General features: G+C 72.4%; 12 protein-coding genes, 1 tRNA gene and 1 riboswitch. Of the genes, 6 read left to right on the top strand and 7 right to left on the bottom strand.

Annotated features, from left to right (window positions below; translation table 11 throughout):
• Positions 1-120: 120 nt before the first annotated feature.
• Positions 121-2,199, bottom strand: a complete 2,079-nt coding sequence (locus ACGFZQ_RS41510) for an asparagine synthase-related protein (RefSeq protein ID WP_393844768.1) — start codon at positions 2,197-2,199, stop codon at positions 121-123.
• A gap of 748 nt (positions 2,200-2,947) precedes the next feature.
• Between ACGFZQ_RS41510 and ACGFZQ_RS41505 the strand changes: the two genes are divergently transcribed.
• The 4 genes from ACGFZQ_RS41505 (at position 2,948) to ACGFZQ_RS41490 (ending at position 8,024) form a co-directional block, all read left to right on the top strand.
• Entirely contained in the window at positions 2,948-4,372 is a 1,425-nt protein-coding gene (locus ACGFZQ_RS41505) for an MFS transporter (protein ID WP_351713581.1), read from the top strand.
• A gap of 159 nt (positions 4,373-4,531) precedes the next feature.
• Entirely contained in the window at positions 4,532-5,752 is a 1,221-nt protein-coding gene (gene lhgO / locus ACGFZQ_RS41500; protein ID WP_393844767.1) for an L-2-hydroxyglutarate oxidase, read from the top strand.
• Between the two features lie 54 nt (positions 5,753-5,806).
• On the top strand, positions 5,807-6,688 hold the full coding sequence (gene trmB, locus ACGFZQ_RS41495; protein WP_393844766.1) for a tRNA (guanosine(46)-N7)-methyltransferase TrmB: 882 nt from the start codon (positions 5,807-5,809) through the stop codon (positions 6,686-6,688).
• A 10-nt stretch (positions 6,689-6,698) separates the two neighbouring features.
• A complete protein-coding gene (locus tag ACGFZQ_RS41490; RefSeq protein ID WP_393844765.1) occupies positions 6,699-8,024 on the top strand; it encodes a PrsW family intramembrane metalloprotease in 1,326 nt (441 codons plus the stop codon).
• A gap of 121 nt (positions 8,025-8,145) precedes the next feature.
• Here the strand turns inward: ACGFZQ_RS41490 and ACGFZQ_RS41485 are convergent, their stop codons facing one another.
• The 5 genes from ACGFZQ_RS41485 to ACGFZQ_RS41465 form a co-directional block, all read right to left on the bottom strand.
• On the bottom strand, positions 8,146-9,126 hold the full coding sequence (locus ACGFZQ_RS41485) for an aldo/keto reductase (RefSeq protein ID WP_393844764.1): 981 nt from the start codon (positions 9,124-9,126) through the stop codon (positions 8,146-8,148).
• Between the two features lie 154 nt (positions 9,127-9,280).
• On the bottom strand, positions 9,281-10,324 hold the full coding sequence (locus ACGFZQ_RS41480; protein ID WP_393844763.1) for a M23 family metallopeptidase: 1,044 nt from the start codon (positions 10,322-10,324) through the stop codon (positions 9,281-9,283).
• Between the two features lie 7 nt (positions 10,325-10,331).
• A riboswitch (cyclic di-AMP (ydaO/yuaA leader) is annotated at positions 10,332-10,492 on the bottom strand.
• Between the two features lie 268 nt (positions 10,493-10,760).
• A complete protein-coding gene (locus ACGFZQ_RS41475) occupies positions 10,761-11,870 on the bottom strand; it encodes a PP2C family protein-serine/threonine phosphatase (RefSeq protein ID WP_393844762.1) in 1,110 nt (369 codons plus the stop codon).
• A gap of 181 nt (positions 11,871-12,051) precedes the next feature.
• Positions 12,052-12,125, bottom strand: a tRNA-Met gene (locus ACGFZQ_RS41470).
• Between the two features lie 56 nt (positions 12,126-12,181).
• Positions 12,182-13,312, bottom strand: a complete 1,131-nt coding sequence (locus ACGFZQ_RS41465) for a dihydrofolate reductase family protein (protein WP_393844761.1) — start codon at positions 13,310-13,312, stop codon at positions 12,182-12,184.
• Positions 13,313-13,381: 69 nt separating this feature from the next.
• Here ACGFZQ_RS41465 and ACGFZQ_RS41460 point away from each other — a divergent pair, with 69 nt between their 5' ends.
• Both ACGFZQ_RS41460 and ribA read left to right on the top strand, forming a co-directional pair.
• Complete coding sequence (locus ACGFZQ_RS41460) at positions 13,382-13,909, top strand: MarR family winged helix-turn-helix transcriptional regulator (RefSeq protein ID WP_393844760.1); 528 nt, start codon at positions 13,382-13,384, stop codon at positions 13,907-13,909.
• A gap of 148 nt (positions 13,910-14,057) precedes the next feature.
• Positions 14,058-14,699: a GTP cyclohydrolase II gene (gene ribA / locus ACGFZQ_RS41455; protein WP_393844759.1), complete on the top strand. Its 642-nt coding sequence runs from the start codon at positions 14,058-14,060 to the stop codon at positions 14,697-14,699.
• A 29-nt stretch (positions 14,700-14,728) separates the two neighbouring features.
• Here ribA and ACGFZQ_RS41450 read toward each other — a convergent pair whose 3' ends face one another.
• Positions 14,729-15,457, bottom strand: a complete 729-nt coding sequence (locus tag ACGFZQ_RS41450; protein ID WP_393844758.1) for an SDR family oxidoreductase — start codon at positions 15,455-15,457, stop codon at positions 14,729-14,731.
• Positions 15,458-15,807: the final 350 nt, after the last annotated feature.

The raw sequence follows: 15,807 nt of genomic DNA, 5'->3' as shown, positions 1-15,807 counted from the left end.
TGCCGCTGCGTAGGACGCGGCTGGGCAGCGCCCCGTCAGGGGCGCGGGGAACCGCGCGACAAGCCCCCACCGGCCCGCACTCCGCTACCGGCCGGCCGCACAGCGGCGGGCCCCGGAGGGTCACGCCCCCGACGCCAGCGCCCCCCTCATCGGCCGGATCCCCGCAGGGACCGCACGCGCGCGTGCCGGCGTTCCCGTCCAGCACGTGCCCCGGCGGGACAGCAGGCGGCGGAGCCACAGTTCCAGGGAGACCAGGTCGGCCAGGCCGTCCAGCGGCAGGGGTTCGCCCGCCGCCGCCGCACGGACCGCCTTGCGGACCACCCTGGCCTCCACCAGGCCCGCCTGCGCCAGCAGCGGCGTCGAGAAGAGGGCGATCAGATCGTCGGCCGCCACGCGCAGCCCGGTGCGGGTGGCGGCTGCCGAGGAGGCGTGGGAGGGGGCGCCCCAGCCCGGCGGGAGGTCGGCGACGCCGGCGCCCTCCAGGACCGTGCGGAGGATGGCGGCGCGGGCCCCCGGCCGCACGCGCAGCGCCTCGGGGAGGTCGCGGCAGGCGCGGACCACCTGGTTGTCGAGGAACGGGGCGTGCAGGCGCTGGGAGCGGATCTCGGCGGCCTGCTCCAGGATGCGGATGTCGGCCGCGTGGCGGGCTAGGACGGCACGCGCGCGGTAGTCGCCGGGGCGCTGCCCGGGGCCGACGCCGGAGCGGTTCGCCGCACCCTGGAGCAGAACCGATACTTCAGCCAGCGCCTCACCCGTCAGCCAGCGCGCCGCCGGGCCGGGTCTCGCCCAGGTGAGTGCCGCGAGGGACGCGCCCACCGCGCCTCCCGGGTCGTCGAAACGGCGCCGCAGCAGGCGCTCGGCGAGGGACTCGACGCCCGCGCGGTACGGCGTACGCGCCAGCCGGCGCGCCGCGCTGTACACGCGCGCGGAGACCATCACCGAGCCGTCGGCCTTGGCGAGCGCGGCGACCGGGCGGACGAGGTGCCGGCGCTTGCGGTCCATCAGCAGGTCGGCGAGGCGCGCGGGGTGCGCGTCCAGGACCTGGCGGGCGCCGTAGCCGGTGAAGTGGTCGGCGCTGCCGGCGGCGAGGCGGGCGCGGTGCCGGGCGGCGTGCACGAGGGACGGCCCCGGTTCGTCGGTCAGGGGGCCCTCCAGGTCGGCGTACGGGAGCATGTCCTCGCCGCCGGTCACCACCACGTGGTGCAGCCGCGGGTTGGCCGCCAGGGTGCCCGCGCGTTGGAGTTCCGCCTCGCGGCCGCCGACGGCGAGGTCGTTGAAGGTGACCGCGAGGAGGCGCTCGCCGGCGCCCGTGCCGTGGCCCAGGACCGTGCCGGGCATGCCGGGCAGACCGGCGGCCAGCAGGGCGAGGGTGCCGGAGGCCGGGCCGCCGGACAGGTCGGCGCCGATGCCCGGCACCGGCATCCCGCGCGCCGCGCGCCGCTCGGCGGGGCCCATGCCGGGCACCGGACCGGGGTCGATGTCCGGGACGTGCCGGGGGGCCGACAGCCGCGCGCGTACGGCTTCTACGAGCGCGTCCCGTACGGCGTCCACCGCACGGTCGGGGTCGGCGGAGGGGGCGGCGACCGCGAGCGAGGCGACCTGCTCGTACCCGGCGACCTCGCGCGCCCCGGTGCGCAGGATCAGCGCATGCCCCGGCGGAATGCGCCGTACGCCCTCGTACGGGGTCGAGTCGTGCACCGCGGCCGGTACGTCGGGGGCGGCCAGGAGCGCGGCGAGGTGTCCGTAGTCGAGGTTGGCCTCGATCAGGTCGGCGAGCGGCAGCGCGGCCGTGGCGTAGGCCGTACCGCCTGCCCAGGGGGTGTGGAAGACCGGGCGGGCGCCCGCGAGGTCGCCGCAGACGGTGATCCGGCGGCCGACCTGCACGACGGCGGTGTAGCTGCCGGGCCAGGCGGTCAGATGCCGGAGTGCGCCCCCGCGCGCCGTGAAGAGGCCGAGGCGCAGCTCCTCGTCGGTGGCGCCGCAGGTGCCGAGGACGGCGATGCGGTTCTGGGCGTCCGCCTTGATGACGCGCACCTCGTCGGGGCGCCAGTCGCCGACCGCCCAGAGCGGATCCGGGTCGCCCCACAGCAGCTGGGAGCCGACGGGGTGGACGGTCTCGCCGTCGTGTCCCAGGGCGCCGGCGGAGCCGAGCGTGGCGGCACCGGAGGCGGTGCTGCTCCATCCCACCAACCACCGCATCGACGCCTCCACAGGCTGTGGACAACCATGCACGGTACGAACTGGATCCCCATGCTGCCATGAAGGACGCGCTCCGGAGGGGCGGTGGGGCCGCCTTTGATCCTCGGAAGATTTCACGGAGTTGCCGCAGGACCGGCCCACGCGCGCGTGCTGTGGAAGAGTCGCGGCAGAGCCGCGGAAGACGCGAACCGCCGTACGGCACAAGGCGACTGCGACGCGAATGCGCCCCCGAACGCTCCCCCAGAACGCCCTTCGCGCCCTCAATTCCCATGGTAGGAGCGTTGATCGCCCACAGAAGGAGGGGTCGATTTTCGGCCAATTCGGCGAGGTCGACGCGGCGGTGCGCACGCTCCGTACATGCTTTGCGCACCGCACGCCCGTGTGCTCGAACGCGCACAGTCCGGGAGGCGGGCATCGCCTCCCGGACCGGTCCGCCACCCGCGGGGATTGAGGTGGCGGTGTCCCCCAGCCCACTGGATCCAGTACAGCGGGCCGACCCACGCACCGACCATGGAACCGCTCCCCCGATGGCTGGAGAAGAGCGCACGGACAGGCGCACGGCCACACGGCGGGGGCACGACGCGACAGGCCGTGCACGGTGCGTATATGGGCCGCACTCGCGTACGGACCACAATCCCGCCATCCGGAACAATGCCCCTTAACGCTTGGGATGCGGCGAACTACGCTGGGTTTACGAATGCCGCGTGGTTATGCCACCGCGGCAGCCGTCTGTGTCGAGGGGTGGCGCATGTCCAGGGAGCAACGCGGGCCGAACGAAAAACTCGGCACCGTTCTCGCCCTCGCGGGAATCAGCAACGCAGGACTCGCGCGACGCGTCAACGATCTTGGCGCTCAACGCGGGTTGACTCTTCGCTACGACAAGACGTCGGTGGCGCGCTGGGTGTCGAAGGGCATGGTGCCGCAGGGCGCCGCGCCGCATCTCATCGCGGCCGCGATCGGCCAGAAGCTCGGTCGCCCGGTGCCGCTCCACGAGATCGGCCTGGCGGACGCGGATCCCGCGCCCGAAGTGGGCCTCGCCTTTCCCAGGGACGTAGGACAGGCGGTGCGCTCGGCCACCGAGCTGTACCGGCTCGACCTCGCCGGCCGCCGGGCCGGCTCCGGCGGCATCTGGCAGTCGCTGGCCGGATCGTTCGCAGTAAGCGCGTACGCAACGCCTGCCTCGCGCTGGCTGATAACCCCCGCCGACAGTTCGGTCGCGCGCGAGGCGAACACCGCCGAGGCCTCCGGCGCACCGCTCAAAGTCGGCCACAGCGATGTGCAGAAGCTGCGGGAGGCCGCCGAGGACGCCAGGCGCTGGGACTCCAAGTACGGAGGCGGCGACTGGCGTTCCTCGATGGTGCCGGAGTGTTTACGAGTGGAGGCGGCACCGCTGCTGCTCGGCGCGTACTCCGACGAAGTCGGGCGGGCGCTGTTCGGGGCGAGCGCCGAACTGACCCGGCTCGCCGGGTGGATGGCCTTCGACACGGGACAGCAGGAGGCCGCGCAGCGGTACTACATCCAGGCGCTGCGGCTCGCCCGCGCGGCGGCGGACGTGCCGCTCGGCGGGTATGTCCTGGCATCGATGTCGTTGCAGGCGACGTACCGCGGGTTCGGCGACGAGGGCGTCGATCTCGCGCAGGCGGCCGTCGAGCGCAACCGGGGGCTGGCCACCGCGCGGACCATGAGCTTCTTCCGGCTGGTCGAGGCACGGGCACACGCGCGTGCGGGTGACGCGCAGGCGGCGGGGGCCGCGCTGAAGGCCGCGGAGGGATGGCTGGAGCGGGCGCGGGAGGGGGACAACGATCCCTCCTGGCTCGGTTTCTACGGATACGACCGGTTCGCCGCCGATGCCGCCGAGTGCTACCGGGACCTGAAGGCACCGCGGCAGGTGCGGCGGTTCACGGAGCAGGCGCTGTCGAAGCCGACGGAGGAGTTCGTACGGTCGCACGGGCTGCGGCTGGTCGTCTCCGCTGTCGCCGAACTGGAGTCCGGAAACCTCGACGCGGCGTGCGAGCAGGGGGTGCGGGCCGTGGAGGTGGCCGGGCGGATCTCGTCGGCGCGGACGACCGAGTACGTGAAGGATCTGCTGCACCGGCTGGAACCGTACGGGGACGAGCCGAGGGTGGTGGAGCTGCGGGAGCGGGCTCGACCACTGCTGATGGCGCCGGCGTGAGGGGCGTCTAGCCGTCTGCCGGGCTCGGGTCGTGTGGCGTGTGCGGGTGCGTGGGGGCTGTTCGCTCCCACGCGGCGGCAGCCGCAGATCGAATACAGCCCCGCGGCCCCCGCGTTTGAAGTGGCTGTCAGTGGCGCAGTGCACTATCGAGCGTGGGAGGTGGTGCAGGTGTCTGCCGGGGTTGCTCATGACTGTGATGTGCTCGTCGTCGGGGGTGGGATCGTCGGGCTGTCCACGGCGTACGCGATCAGCCGGGCCGCGCCCGGTACCCGGGTCACCGTGCTGGAGAAGGAAGCCGGGGCCGCACGGCACCAGACCGGGCGGAACAGCGGGGTCATCCACAGCGGTATCTACTACCGGCCCGGGTCGCTCAAGGCGCGGTACGCCGTCAAGGGTGCCGCCGAGATGGTCAAGTTCTGCGCGGAGTACGGCGTCGCGCACGCCGTCACCGGCAAGCTGATCGTCGCCACCGAGCGGGCCGAGCTGCCCCGGCTGCACGCGCTCGTGCAGCGCGGCCGGGAGAACGGGATACCCGTGCGGGAGCTGGGGGCCGCCCAGATCGCGGAGTACGAGCCCGAGGTGCGGGGGCTCGCCGCCATACACGTGGGGACGACCGGTGTGTGCGACTTCGCGGGAGTCGCCCGGCAGCTCGGAGAGGCCTCGGGGGCGGAGATCCGCTACGGGGCCCGGGTCGAGCGCATCGACCGGCGGCCGGGGCGGGGCGTGGCCGTGCTCACCGCGCGCGGAGACGTCGTACGCGGGCGCGTCCTGGTGAACTGCGCCGGGCTGTACTGCGACGAGATCGCCCGGCTGGCCGGGGACGAGCCGGGGATGCGGATCGTGCCGTTCCGTGGGGAGTACTACGAGCTGGCGCGGCGGGAGCTGGTGCGGGGGCTGGTGTACCCGGTGCCGGATCCGGCGTTCCCGTTCCTCGGGGTGCATCTCACCCGGGGCATCGACGGCGGCGTGCACATCGGGCCCAACGCGGTGCCGGCGCTGGCCCGGGAGGGGTACGGGTGGGGGGTCGTACGGCCCCGGGAGATCGCGGGCACGCTGGCCTGGCCGGGGGCGTGGGCGCTGGCGCGGCGGCACTGGCGGTACGGGGGCGGGGAGCTGCGGCGGTCGGTGTCGAAGCGGGCGTTCACGGCGGCCGTACGGCGGCTGCTGCCGGCCGTGACGGAAGCGGACCTGGTGCCGGCGGCGGCCGGGGTGCGGGCGCAGGCCGTGCTGCGGGACGGCTCGCTGGTCGACGACTTCCTGATCAAGGAGGGCGCCCGGACCGTGCACGTGCTGAACGCGCCCTCGCCGGCGGCGACGGCCTCGCTGCCGATCGGGCGGGAGGTGGCGCGCCGGGCACTGGAGATGCTGGGCTCGGTGTGACCCGGGCCCGACCCGGCCACCCCGTCCCGCACGGGCCGTAAAATCGACTCCACTGTGTCTGACTCGCTCAATGCCCCAGAGACCCCCCGGCCCGCCGAGACCGTCCCCGGCGTGGGCTCCCCGCATGCTCCCGGTGTGTCCGTCCGGCACACCCGGGTCAAGGGGGAGCCGCGGTTCCCGGACGGGCCCAGCGCGGATCCGGCCGGATCGCACTTCGAGCGGCGGATCCGCAGCTTCCAGCCACGGCGGAGCCGGGTGACCGCCGGGCAGGCCGACGCCCTGCAGCGGCTGTGGCCCAAGTGGGGGCTGGACATCGACGGTCAGCACGTCATCGATCTCGGTGAGCTGTTCGGCAACGGCAACCCCGTCGTCCTGGAGATCGGGTTCGGGATGGGTGAGGCGACCGCGCAGATGGCCGCCGGGGACCCGGACACCAACATCCTCGCCGTCGACGTGCACACGCCGGGGCAGGGGAACCTGCTCAACCTCGCCGACCAGAACGGGCTGTCCCACATCCGGGTCGGCAACGGGGACGCGATCATCCTGCTCCGGGAGATGCTCACGCCCGACTCGCTGGACGGGCTGCGGGTGTACTTCCCGGACCCCTGGCCCAAGAAGCGGCACCACAAGCGGCGGCTGATCCAGCCCGAGTTCCTCGACCTCGCCGCGACCCGGCTCAGGCCGGGGGCGATCGTGCACTGTGCGACGGACTGGGAGCCGTACGCCGAGCAGATGCTCGAAGTGCTCGACGCGCACCCGGCGTTCGAGAACACCCAGACCGGGGGCGGTTTCGCGGCGCGTCCCGGGTACCGGCCGCTGACCCGTTTCGAGGGGCAGGGGCTGGACAAGGGACATGTGGTGAACGATCTGCTCTTCCGTCGCGTACAGCATCCGGTGCAGCAGGGCGATCAGCACCGACTGGAGTCACCTCGTTAGGGTCGATGCCGTGGCCACCTTCCCGCCGCCGTACCCGTCGTACCCGTCGTATCCCCCGGACCCCGCCGGCGACGGGCTGCGGCATCCCCGCTGGTGGCAGCGGCGCTGGGTGCGGTACGGGGCGCTGAGCACCCTGCTCGCCCTCTCCGGCCTGGTCATCCTCGCGCTGGTGCGGGAGCAGACGGGCACGGAGGGCTTTCTCGTCGGGCTCGGCCTGGCGGTGCTGCCCGTGCCGCTGCTCATAGGCGCGTTCCGCTGGCTCGACCGGGTCCAGCCCGGGCCCTGGCGGAACCTGCTGTTCGCGTTCGCCTGGGGGGCGTGTGCGGCCGCGCTGATAGCGATCGTCGCCAACAGCTTCGCGACGCGGTGGATAGCGACGGCGACGGCGGATCCGAGCAGCGCGGACACGCTCGGGGCGACCGTGATAGCGCCGGTCGTCGAGGAGTCCGCCAAGGCCGCGGCCGTGCTCCTGGTCTTCCTGTTCCGCAGAAGGGACTTCACCGGGATCGTCGACGGGGTGGTGATAGCCGGGGTCACCGCCACCGGCTTCGCGTTCACCGAGAACATCCTCTACCTCGGTACGGCCTTCGGGACCGACCAGCTGAGCGGCGACACCGGCATCGCCTCCGTCACCGCCGCGACGTTCTTCGTGCGCATCGTCATGTCCCCCTTCGCGCACCCCCTGTTCACCGTCCTCACCGGCATAGGGTTCGGCATCGCCGCGTTCTCCGGGGAGGCGCAGCGGGTGCGGCGCGTTCTCGTACCGCTCGCCGGAATGCTGCTCGCGATGAGCATGCACGCGTTCTGGAACGGGTCGTCGACCTTCGGGCAGTACGGGTTCTTCGCCGTGTACGGCACGTTCATGGTGCCGGTGTTCGGGCTGCTGACCTGGCTGGCGATCTGGACACGGCAGCGGGAGCTGCGGACCGTACGGGAGGAGTTGCCGGCGTATGTGTACGCCGGGTGGCTGGGGGCGGCCGAGCCGTTCGTCCTGGGGTCGATGCGGGCGCGGCAGATGGCCAGGGAGTACGCCGCGTACCACTTCGGCAAGCCGGCCGGGCGGGCGGTCGCCGAGTACGAGGCGTACGCGACGACGCTCGCCCTGCTGCGCCGCCGGGGGCAGCGGGGGCGGGCGGGCGCCGACTTCGTGGTGCGGGAGCGGCAGCTGCTGACGGAGCTGCGCAGCCGACGCGAACTGGTCCGCCCCGCCCTCGACTACGCGGCCCGCACAGCCGCCCCGAACGGCTGGCCGGGCTACGCGCCACCGGCCTACGGGGCACCCGGGTGGTACGGGGCGGCTGTGCCGTATCCGTCCTACAACCCGTACCGGGGTTAGGGCCGGGTTAGGGCCTGTCCGGCAGATCATGCCGCAGACGCGGGACTCACCGGCGCTGATGATGTGCCGTTGTTCTCCTGCGACCTGATCCGCCGCACAGGCCCTGGCGGGAAAGCGGCCGTCAGGCGGAAGCCGCCGTGAGCCGGGTCAGTTCCTGCTCCGTCAGCTCCAGGTCCGCCACGCCCAGCAGGGCCGGGAGCTGGTCCAGGGTGCGGGCCGAGGCGATGGGGGCCGTGACGGTGGGCTGGGCCGCCAGCCAGGCCAGGGCGACCGTGGGGACCGGGGCGGAGTGGGCCTCGGCGATCTCGTCCAGGGCGGCCAGGACCTGCCGGCCCCGCTCGGTCTCCAGGTACTGGGCAGCGCGGCCCGCGCGGGCGCTGTCGACCGTCGTGCCGGGGCGGTACTTGCCGGTGAGGAAGCCGGCGGCCAGGGAGAAGTACGGGACCGCCGCGAGGCCGGTGCGGGAGGCCAGCTCCTGGAGGGGGCCCTCGTAGGTGTCGCGGGAGACCAGGTTGTAGTGGGGCTGGAGGGCGACGTACCGGGCGAGGCCCTCGCGGTCGGAGAGGTCCAGGGACTCCTGGAGCCGCTCGGCGGTGATGTTGGAGGCGGCGATGTGCCGGACCTTGCCCGCCCGCACCAGTTCGTCCAGGGCGCCGATGATCTCCTCGACCGGGATCTCGGGCTTGTCGAAGTGGGTGTAGTACAGGTCGATGTAGTCGGTGCCCAGGCGGCGCAGGGACGCGTCGGCGGCGGCCTTGATGTTGGCGCCCGACAGGCCCGGGTAGTCGGGGTGCTGGCTGACCTTCGTCGCGATCACGACGTCGTCGCGGTTGCCGCGCGCCTTGACCCACTTGCCGATGACGGTCTCGGACTCGCCGCCCTTGTGGCCCTCGATCCAGGCCGTGTACGAGTCGGCGGTGTCCACGAAGTTGCCGCCGGCGGCCGTGTACGCGTCGAGGACGGCGAAGGAGGCGGCCTCGTCGGCGGTCCAGCCGAAGACGTTGCCGCCCAGGCAGAGCGGAAAGACCTCCAGGTCGGAGGAGCCGAGCTTACGGAGGGAGCGGGAAGCGGAAGAACCGGAAGAACCGGAAGAAGGCGTCATGCCTCAGTTCAACACCGGCTGCCGGTGCGCCCATGCCGACGCAACGCGAAGTTCTCGTAAAAGCGGAATGCACCCGGGGCCCGTGGACACACCGAACCGGCAGCCCTGACGTCGGGGGGTTGTCGTCAGGGCCGCCGGGGATCAGTGGGGTCCGTCAGGGGTTGAGGCCCTTGCCGCGCAGCCAGGTCATCGGGTCGATGCCGGTGGCCTGACCGCCGGGGTGGACCTCCAGGTGGAGGTGCGGGCCAGTGACGTTGCCGGTGGCGCCGACGCGGCCGATGACGTCACCGGTGGCGACCTTCTGGCCGACCTTGACGCCGATCGAGGACTGGTGGCAGAACCACAGCTCGGTGCCGTCGTCGAGGGTGAGGATGGTGCGGTAGCCGTACGAGCCGGCCCAGCCGGCCTCCGTGACGGTGCCGCTGTGCACGGCCTTGATGATCGTGCCGGTGGGAGCGGCGAAGTCGAGCCCGGTGTGGTAGCCGGAGGCCCACATCGAGCCGGCCTGCCCGAAGGTGCCGGTGATCGTGTAGGAGACGACCGGCAGCGTGTACTGCTTGGCCAGCGCGGCGAGCCGCTTCTGCTCGGCCTGCGCCTTCTCGGCGGCCTGCGCCTGCTCCTTGGCGTCGGCGGCCTTGGCGGCCGCCGCCTTCTCCGCCTTGGCCTCCGCGTCGGAGACCGCCTTGTCGGCGGCGGCCACGGCCTTGGCGGTGGCCTTGACGTCGAGCTGGGTCTGCTGCTGCTCGGCCTGGGCGATGATCCGGCTGCGCAGCGCCTCACCGGCGTCGGCCGAGGAGTCGGAGGAGTCCGAGTCGGTGGCGGTCGTCGTGGTGACGCTGCTGAGCGCGGTCTGGACGGCCTGGTGGCCGCCGTCCTCGCCGAGCAGGGAGTCGACGGAGGACGGCAGGTCGGGCAGGGAGATGGAGACCGGCGGCTTGCCGGTGTTGGCGCTGGCCATGCCGCCCGCGCCGACGGCGGCGATGACGCCGACGCCGAGGACCGTGGAGCTGCGGGCGAGTCCGCCGCCGCGCTGCTTGGCGACCCGGTGCCGGCCGCGTACCGGGGCGAGGGACTCCTCGGTGGGGTTCCACTCCTCCCAGGGGCCCTCGTCGGTGCGGTAGGCGCCGTAGCCGAAGGTCTCGGGTTGACGCTGGCTGGGCACGAACGGGGCTGTCGGAGCAGGCCGGTTGGACGCCACGCGGGCGCACTCCTTTCCTTCCGCTGCCTACCGGGTTAGCTGACGGGTTCGGAGCGGGAAGGTCTCCTACGCGCGTATACCGGCCGTTTCGTACCCGGCGGCAGCCGTGCGATTCACCCCAAGGTGGTGGTTCCCCGGTTCCCTTGCGGGATTCGGCGCGTGCGCGCGGAGCCGTCGCGGGTGACGGCTGGGACGACCGCGCTGCGTTATCGAACGTTAATAGACCCGGCTGCCAGATTCCAAGCTGTTCGCCTTGATCATTAAGCTTTCAAAGCTTGGACTTAACCGCCATGAACGGTCAAAAACGGTCGACTTGACCCTGCGTTCTGTCCAGCTCAGGAGTCACACGCGTTTTGATGGTGACTCAGACGTTATGCGGAGGGCGGTCGTCCGCGCACCGAGGGTGACAATCCCCAGAACGGCGGGGTGATCGCGCTCAGGGCCGTCGTACGGCGAGCAGCGCCATGTCGTCCGTCATGCCACCGCCGGTGTGCCGGCGCACCTCGGCCGCGAGCCGGGCCAGCAGCGCGCCGGGGGCGGTGACGACACGGCCGGCCAGCCGCCGCTCGGGGTCGTAGAACCGGCCGTGCGCGTCCCGCGCCTCGGAGAGGCCGTCGGTGTGCAGCAGCAGCGTGGCCCCGCTCGGGAACGCGTGCTCGGCGGCCCGGTCCGGCCAGGCCCCCAACTCGGCCATCCCGAGCGGCAGCGCGGCCTCGGGCCCCCGTACCGGGCACACCTTGCCGTCGCCGTGCAGCAGCAGGGGCGGCGGATGGCCGCGGTTGACGACCCGCACCGTGCCGTCGCCGCGCGGGAGTTCGGCGAGTACGGCGGTGGTGAACCCCTCGACCGCGTCGAGGCCGCCGCGCCGGACGCCCTCGCGGGCCAGCGCCCGCTCCAGCCGCCCCGCCACCGCCTCCAGCGTGGCCTCCTGCTCGGCGGCCTCCCGGAACGCGCCGATGACCACGGCGACGGCGGCGACCGCACCCATACCCTTGCCGCGGACGTCGCCGACGACCAGCCGCACGCCGTACGGGGTGTCCTGGATCGCGTACAGGTCACCGCCGATGAAGGCGCCCTCCTGGGCCGCCTCGTAGCGGGCCGCGATCTCGAAGCCGCCGATCCGCTCGGCGGGCTCGGGCAGGACCGCCCGCTGGGCGGCCTCGGCGATCTCGCGGGCGGAGGCCAGGCGCTGGTCACCGAGGCGCACGATCCGGTTGATGCCGGCGGCGAGGGCGGCGACGGTGACCACGGTGAGGACCTCGGTGACCGTGTCGACGTTCGGGCCGAAGTCGAAGCGGGCGTGCACGGCGTAGGCGGCGAGGAAGGAGGCGAGGCCGGTCAGGACGGTGGTGCGCAGCGAGGTGAGGGGCGCGGCGATCAGCGGGGCGGCCGTGAAGAACGGGACGGCCGTGAAGGCCCTCGGGGTGAGGAAGTCGTAGCAGACGCCGGCGACGATCAGCAGGACGGGCAGGAAGCGGGCCAGGGTGCGGACGGCTGCGGACCCGTCCTCCTGCGCCTCTCCAGGGGCCACGGTGCGACTCCCCATATGTCCCAGGTGTCCAATGCGTGTCCGTCCAGGTTTGCGGTTGCGAGCGAGCGGCGGCGAGTGGTGTGGGCCGGGCGGATGAGTGCGGACGGATGTGATGTGGAACACGTGCCGGTATAGGACCCGGTATACGACTCAGGGCCGGAATCCTCGTTCTTGGATTCCGGCCCTGATTCTTCAGTAGCGGGGACAGGATTTGAACCTGCGACCTCTGGGTTATGAGCCCAGCGAGCTACCGAGCTGCTCCACCCCGCGTCGTTGACACCAGCATACGCCATCCGAAGGGGGAGAGTCACACGGGTTGAGGGAGGTCAGCCCAGCAGGTGCGCGTTCGGGGTCTTCGCCAGGTCCTCGTACTGGTCCAGCACCAGCACCGCCACCCCCGTCTCCCGCAGCATCCCCGTCCCGTCGGCCGCCTCGACGAAGGTGTCCGGCTCGCGCCACGCCGTCACCACCCGCCGTACCCCGGCCCGGAGGATCAGCTCGGCGCAGGGGTGCGGCCGGGAGGCGCGGTGGGTGCAGGGTTCGAGGCTGGTGTAGACGGTGGCCGTGGCCAGCCGGGGGTCGGCCGGGGGGATCTTGGCCAGGGCCGCCTCCTCCGCGTGGACGACGGGGTCACCGGCCTCCCGGGAGTGGCCACGGGCCAGTTCCGTGCCGTCGGCCGCGACCACCACCGCGCCGACGCTGAACGCGGTCCCAGAGGGCGGGCAGTCCGCCGCCAGCTCGCAGGCGAGCCGCAGCCAGTGCCGGTCCGCGGCGGACGCCGTCGCACCCGCGCCGGGCGCGGTGGGCTCGTACCGCATCAGGACGACGTCCTCGATACGGCGGCTCTCCAGCAGCCGCAGCCGCCCGGCCTGGTACCCGCCCGGGCCGAACAGGCGCGATGCCTTCGGGTCGCCGACGAAGAGCGGGGCCAGGACCAGCTGGAGTTCGTCGGCCAGGCCCTGCTGGAGGAGCTGGGTGTGGACGGTGCCGCCGCCCTCGACCATCAGCCGGCCGACCGACCGCGCCTCGCGTAGATCCGTCAGCAGCGCGGGCCAGTCGAGGTCGGCGCCGAGGGAGACGACGTCCGCGGCGATACCGAGGCCCCGGATCCGCGCCGCGCCCGTCTCCGTCGTGTACACGACCTTCTCGCCGCCGGTGTGCCAGAACTTCGCGTCCGGGTCAAGGTCGCCGGTCGCGGTGACCGTGACCTTGAGGGGGTACTCGGGCCTGCCCGCGGCGACCCGGGCCGCGCGCCGCCCGGGGTCGTTGACCAGGAGCCGCGGGTTGTCCGCGCGGATGGTGCCGGCGCCGATCAGGATCGCGTCGACGCCGGCCCGTACCTCGTCGACGCGGTCGAAGTCGGCCGGGGACGAGAGCAGCAGCCGTTCGGGGCCGGTGTCGTCGAGGTAGCCGTCGAGGGAGACGGCGGCGGACAGCAGGACGTAGGGGTACGGCATCGGACGTGCTCACTCCCGAGGGCGACGGGCAGGCTTGGTTAAACTTTGAAACAAACCTACACTGGCTGCATGACGACTCGCTGGCTGACGCCGAAGGAGCAGAGCGCCTGGCGCGCCTACGTCTCGGCGACGCACCTCCTGGACGACGCGATGGACCGGCAGCTCCAGCAGGACGCCGGCATGCCGCATCTGTACTACGGCATCCTCGTCAGTCTCTCCGAGGCGCCGGAGCGCAAGCTCCGCATGACCGACCTCGCCGAGAAGTCGAAGATCACCCGGAGCCGGCTGACGTACGCGGTGACCCGGCTGGAGAAGGACGGGCTGATCCGGCGCGAGGACTGCCAGTGGGACAAACGCAGCAGCTTCGCGCTGCTGACCGACGAGGGCCTGGCGGTGCTGGAGCGTGCCGCGCCGGGGCATGTGGAGACGGTACGGGCGGCGGTGTTCGACCATCTCTCCGCCGAGCAGGTGACCCAGCTGGAGGAGATCAGCTCGGTGATCGCGCGGGCGCTGGAGGGTGACGCGACGACCCCGCGGCCGACCTCCGACGAGGTTCCCTGGCGGCGGCGGTCGTCGCCCTGTTCGGGTCCCTCGTAAGGCCCCGGCCCGCCGTGAGACCTCGCGGATATTCCCGCGGAATCCTGTTGCTTCAAATTTAAAACATGGATAGGGTTCCAGCCGTGGATCTGCTTCAAATCTGAAGCAGAGGCCGCTACCGTCCTCCACCCGGACACAGGAGAACCCGATGCCAGACTTCCCCGCCGCCACCCAGCGCGCCCGCGTCCGGGTTCCGCTGCGTTTCACCGATGGCTACAGCGTCAACTCCGACCTCGTCACTTTCCATGGCCTCACCGACGGCCAGGAACATCTGGCCGTCGTCCTCGGCGATCCCGCCCCCGGCACGCTCCCGCTGGTCCGGCTGCACTCCGAGTGCCTGACCGGCGACGTCTTCGGCTCGGCCCGCTGCGACTGCGGACCCCAGCTGCGCGAGGCCGTCGAGCGCATCTCGGAGCGCGGTGGCATCCTGCTCTACCTGCGCCAGGAGGGACGCGGCATCGGCCTCTACAACAAGCTCGACGCCTACGCCCTCCAGGACCAGGGCCTCGACACCTACGAGGCGAACGCCGCCCTCGGCCTCCCCGAGGACGGCCGCGACTACACCGCCGCCGCCCAGATGCTGGCCGCTCTCGGCGTCACCGAGCTCGACCTGCTCTCCAACAACCCCGACAAGGCCGAGCAGCTGCGCGACCTCGGCGTCACCGTCCGCGACCGCGTCCCGACCGGTGTCTTCCGCACCGCCCACAACGTCCGCTACCTGCGCGCCAAGGTCCTGCACACCCAGCACACGCTCCCGCTCGGCGAGCTGACGGAACTCAACGCGGGCTGAGGAACCGGGCGGGACCCGGCACGGCCGGATCAGGAGAGCCAGTCTGTGTAGTGGGTGGGGGCGAGGTGGGCGTCCTTGTCGGTGAGGACGTCGCCCTTGACCGCGGCGAACATGCCGGCGGTGGGGTCGACGACGACGGTGCGGTCGTCGCCCTGGTGGGACAGGGTGAGCCGGCCCAGCTCGTCCAGGGTGAAGATGTCGGGGCCGGCGATGTTGCGGATGCCGTTGAGCGGGGGGCCCGCGGCGACCTCGGCGACCGCCGCGGCCACGTCCCCGGCGGCGATGGGCTGGATGGGCGTGGCGGGCAGCCGGACGGTGTCGGCGTCGGAGGTCCAGGACATGACGGCGTCCATGAACTCCATGAACTGCGTCGCCCGGACGATCGAGTAGGGGATCGGCCCGTCCGCGAGGAGGTGCTCCTGGAGCGTCTTGGCCCGGTAGTAGTCCATCTCCGGCACCTGGTCCACGCCGACGATCGAGAGGATGACGAAGTGGCCGACGCCGCCCCGTTGGGCCGCGGCCAGGAGGTTGTCCATCGAGGTCTGGAAGAAGGCCGGCGAGGCCTCGTCGAAGGTCGGGGAGTTCGTCAGGTTGACGACGACGTCGGCTCCCGCCAGCGCCTCGTCCAGTCCCTGGCCCCCGATGACGTCGACGCCGGTGGACTTCGAGTGCGGTACGGCCTCGTGCCCGGCGGCCGTCAGGTCCTTGACGACCTGCGATCCGATCAGCCCGGTACCGCCGATGACTGCGATCTTCATGGCACACCTTTCGCAGGGGTTATGTACAGAAATATGCCATCTGAACGGTTACGTGGGCGAGGCGAGAAACCGTCCCCTCGTCTGCCGCGGAGGTGCGGCGCCGGAGGCCGTCGACGGACGTGACCGTCTGGCCGAGCGGCGCCCGGCCCGTACGGACGGATCCACGCCGCAGAGAGGACGAGTCCGTCAGGGGGCGACAGGACCTCCGCGACGGTCCGGTGGAACTTCGCCCAGGCCGTCTGCGGACAGCTGCGCAGCCCTTCGGCACGCCGCCGCGGCACGACATGCCGGCGTCGGACCATCGGGGGCGGCTCAGGCCGCGGTCGATGCAGCGGAACAGGGCAGCGTGC

This window comes from Streptomyces sp. NPDC048254 (assembly GCF_043201895.1).
Lineage (GTDB): Bacteria > Actinomycetota > Actinomycetes > Streptomycetales > Streptomycetaceae > Streptomyces.
This window is presented reverse-complemented; position numbering and strand designations above follow the sequence as displayed.

Bases quoted from the DNA above. Each gene is read 5' to 3' on its own strand.
- ACGFZQ_RS41450 (WP_393844758.1), bottom strand. From the start codon at position 15,457: ATGAAGATCGCAGTCATCGGCGGTACCGGGCTGATCGGATCGCAGGTC.
- ACGFZQ_RS41465 (WP_393844761.1), bottom strand. From the start codon at position 13,312: ATGCCGTACCCCTACGTCCTGCTGTCCGCCGCCGTCTCCCTCGACGGC.
- ACGFZQ_RS41510 (WP_393844768.1), bottom strand. From the start codon at position 2,199: ATGCGGTGGTTGGTGGGATGGAGCAGCACCGCCTCCGGTGCCGCCACG.
- ACGFZQ_RS41460 (WP_393844760.1), top strand. From the start codon at position 13,382: ATGACGACTCGCTGGCTGACGCCGAAGGAGCAGAGCGCCTGGCGCGCC.
- ACGFZQ_RS41475 (WP_393844762.1), bottom strand. From the start codon at position 11,870: ATGGGGAGTCGCACCGTGGCCCCTGGAGAGGCGCAGGAGGACGGGTCC.
- ACGFZQ_RS41485 (WP_393844764.1), bottom strand. From the start codon at position 9,126: ATGACGCCTTCTTCCGGTTCTTCCGGTTCTTCCGCTTCCCGCTCCCTC.
- ACGFZQ_RS41505 (WP_351713581.1), top strand. From the start codon at position 2,948: ATGTCCAGGGAGCAACGCGGGCCGAACGAAAAACTCGGCACCGTTCTC.
- ribA (WP_393844759.1), top strand. From the start codon at position 14,058: ATGCCAGACTTCCCCGCCGCCACCCAGCGCGCCCGCGTCCGGGTTCCG.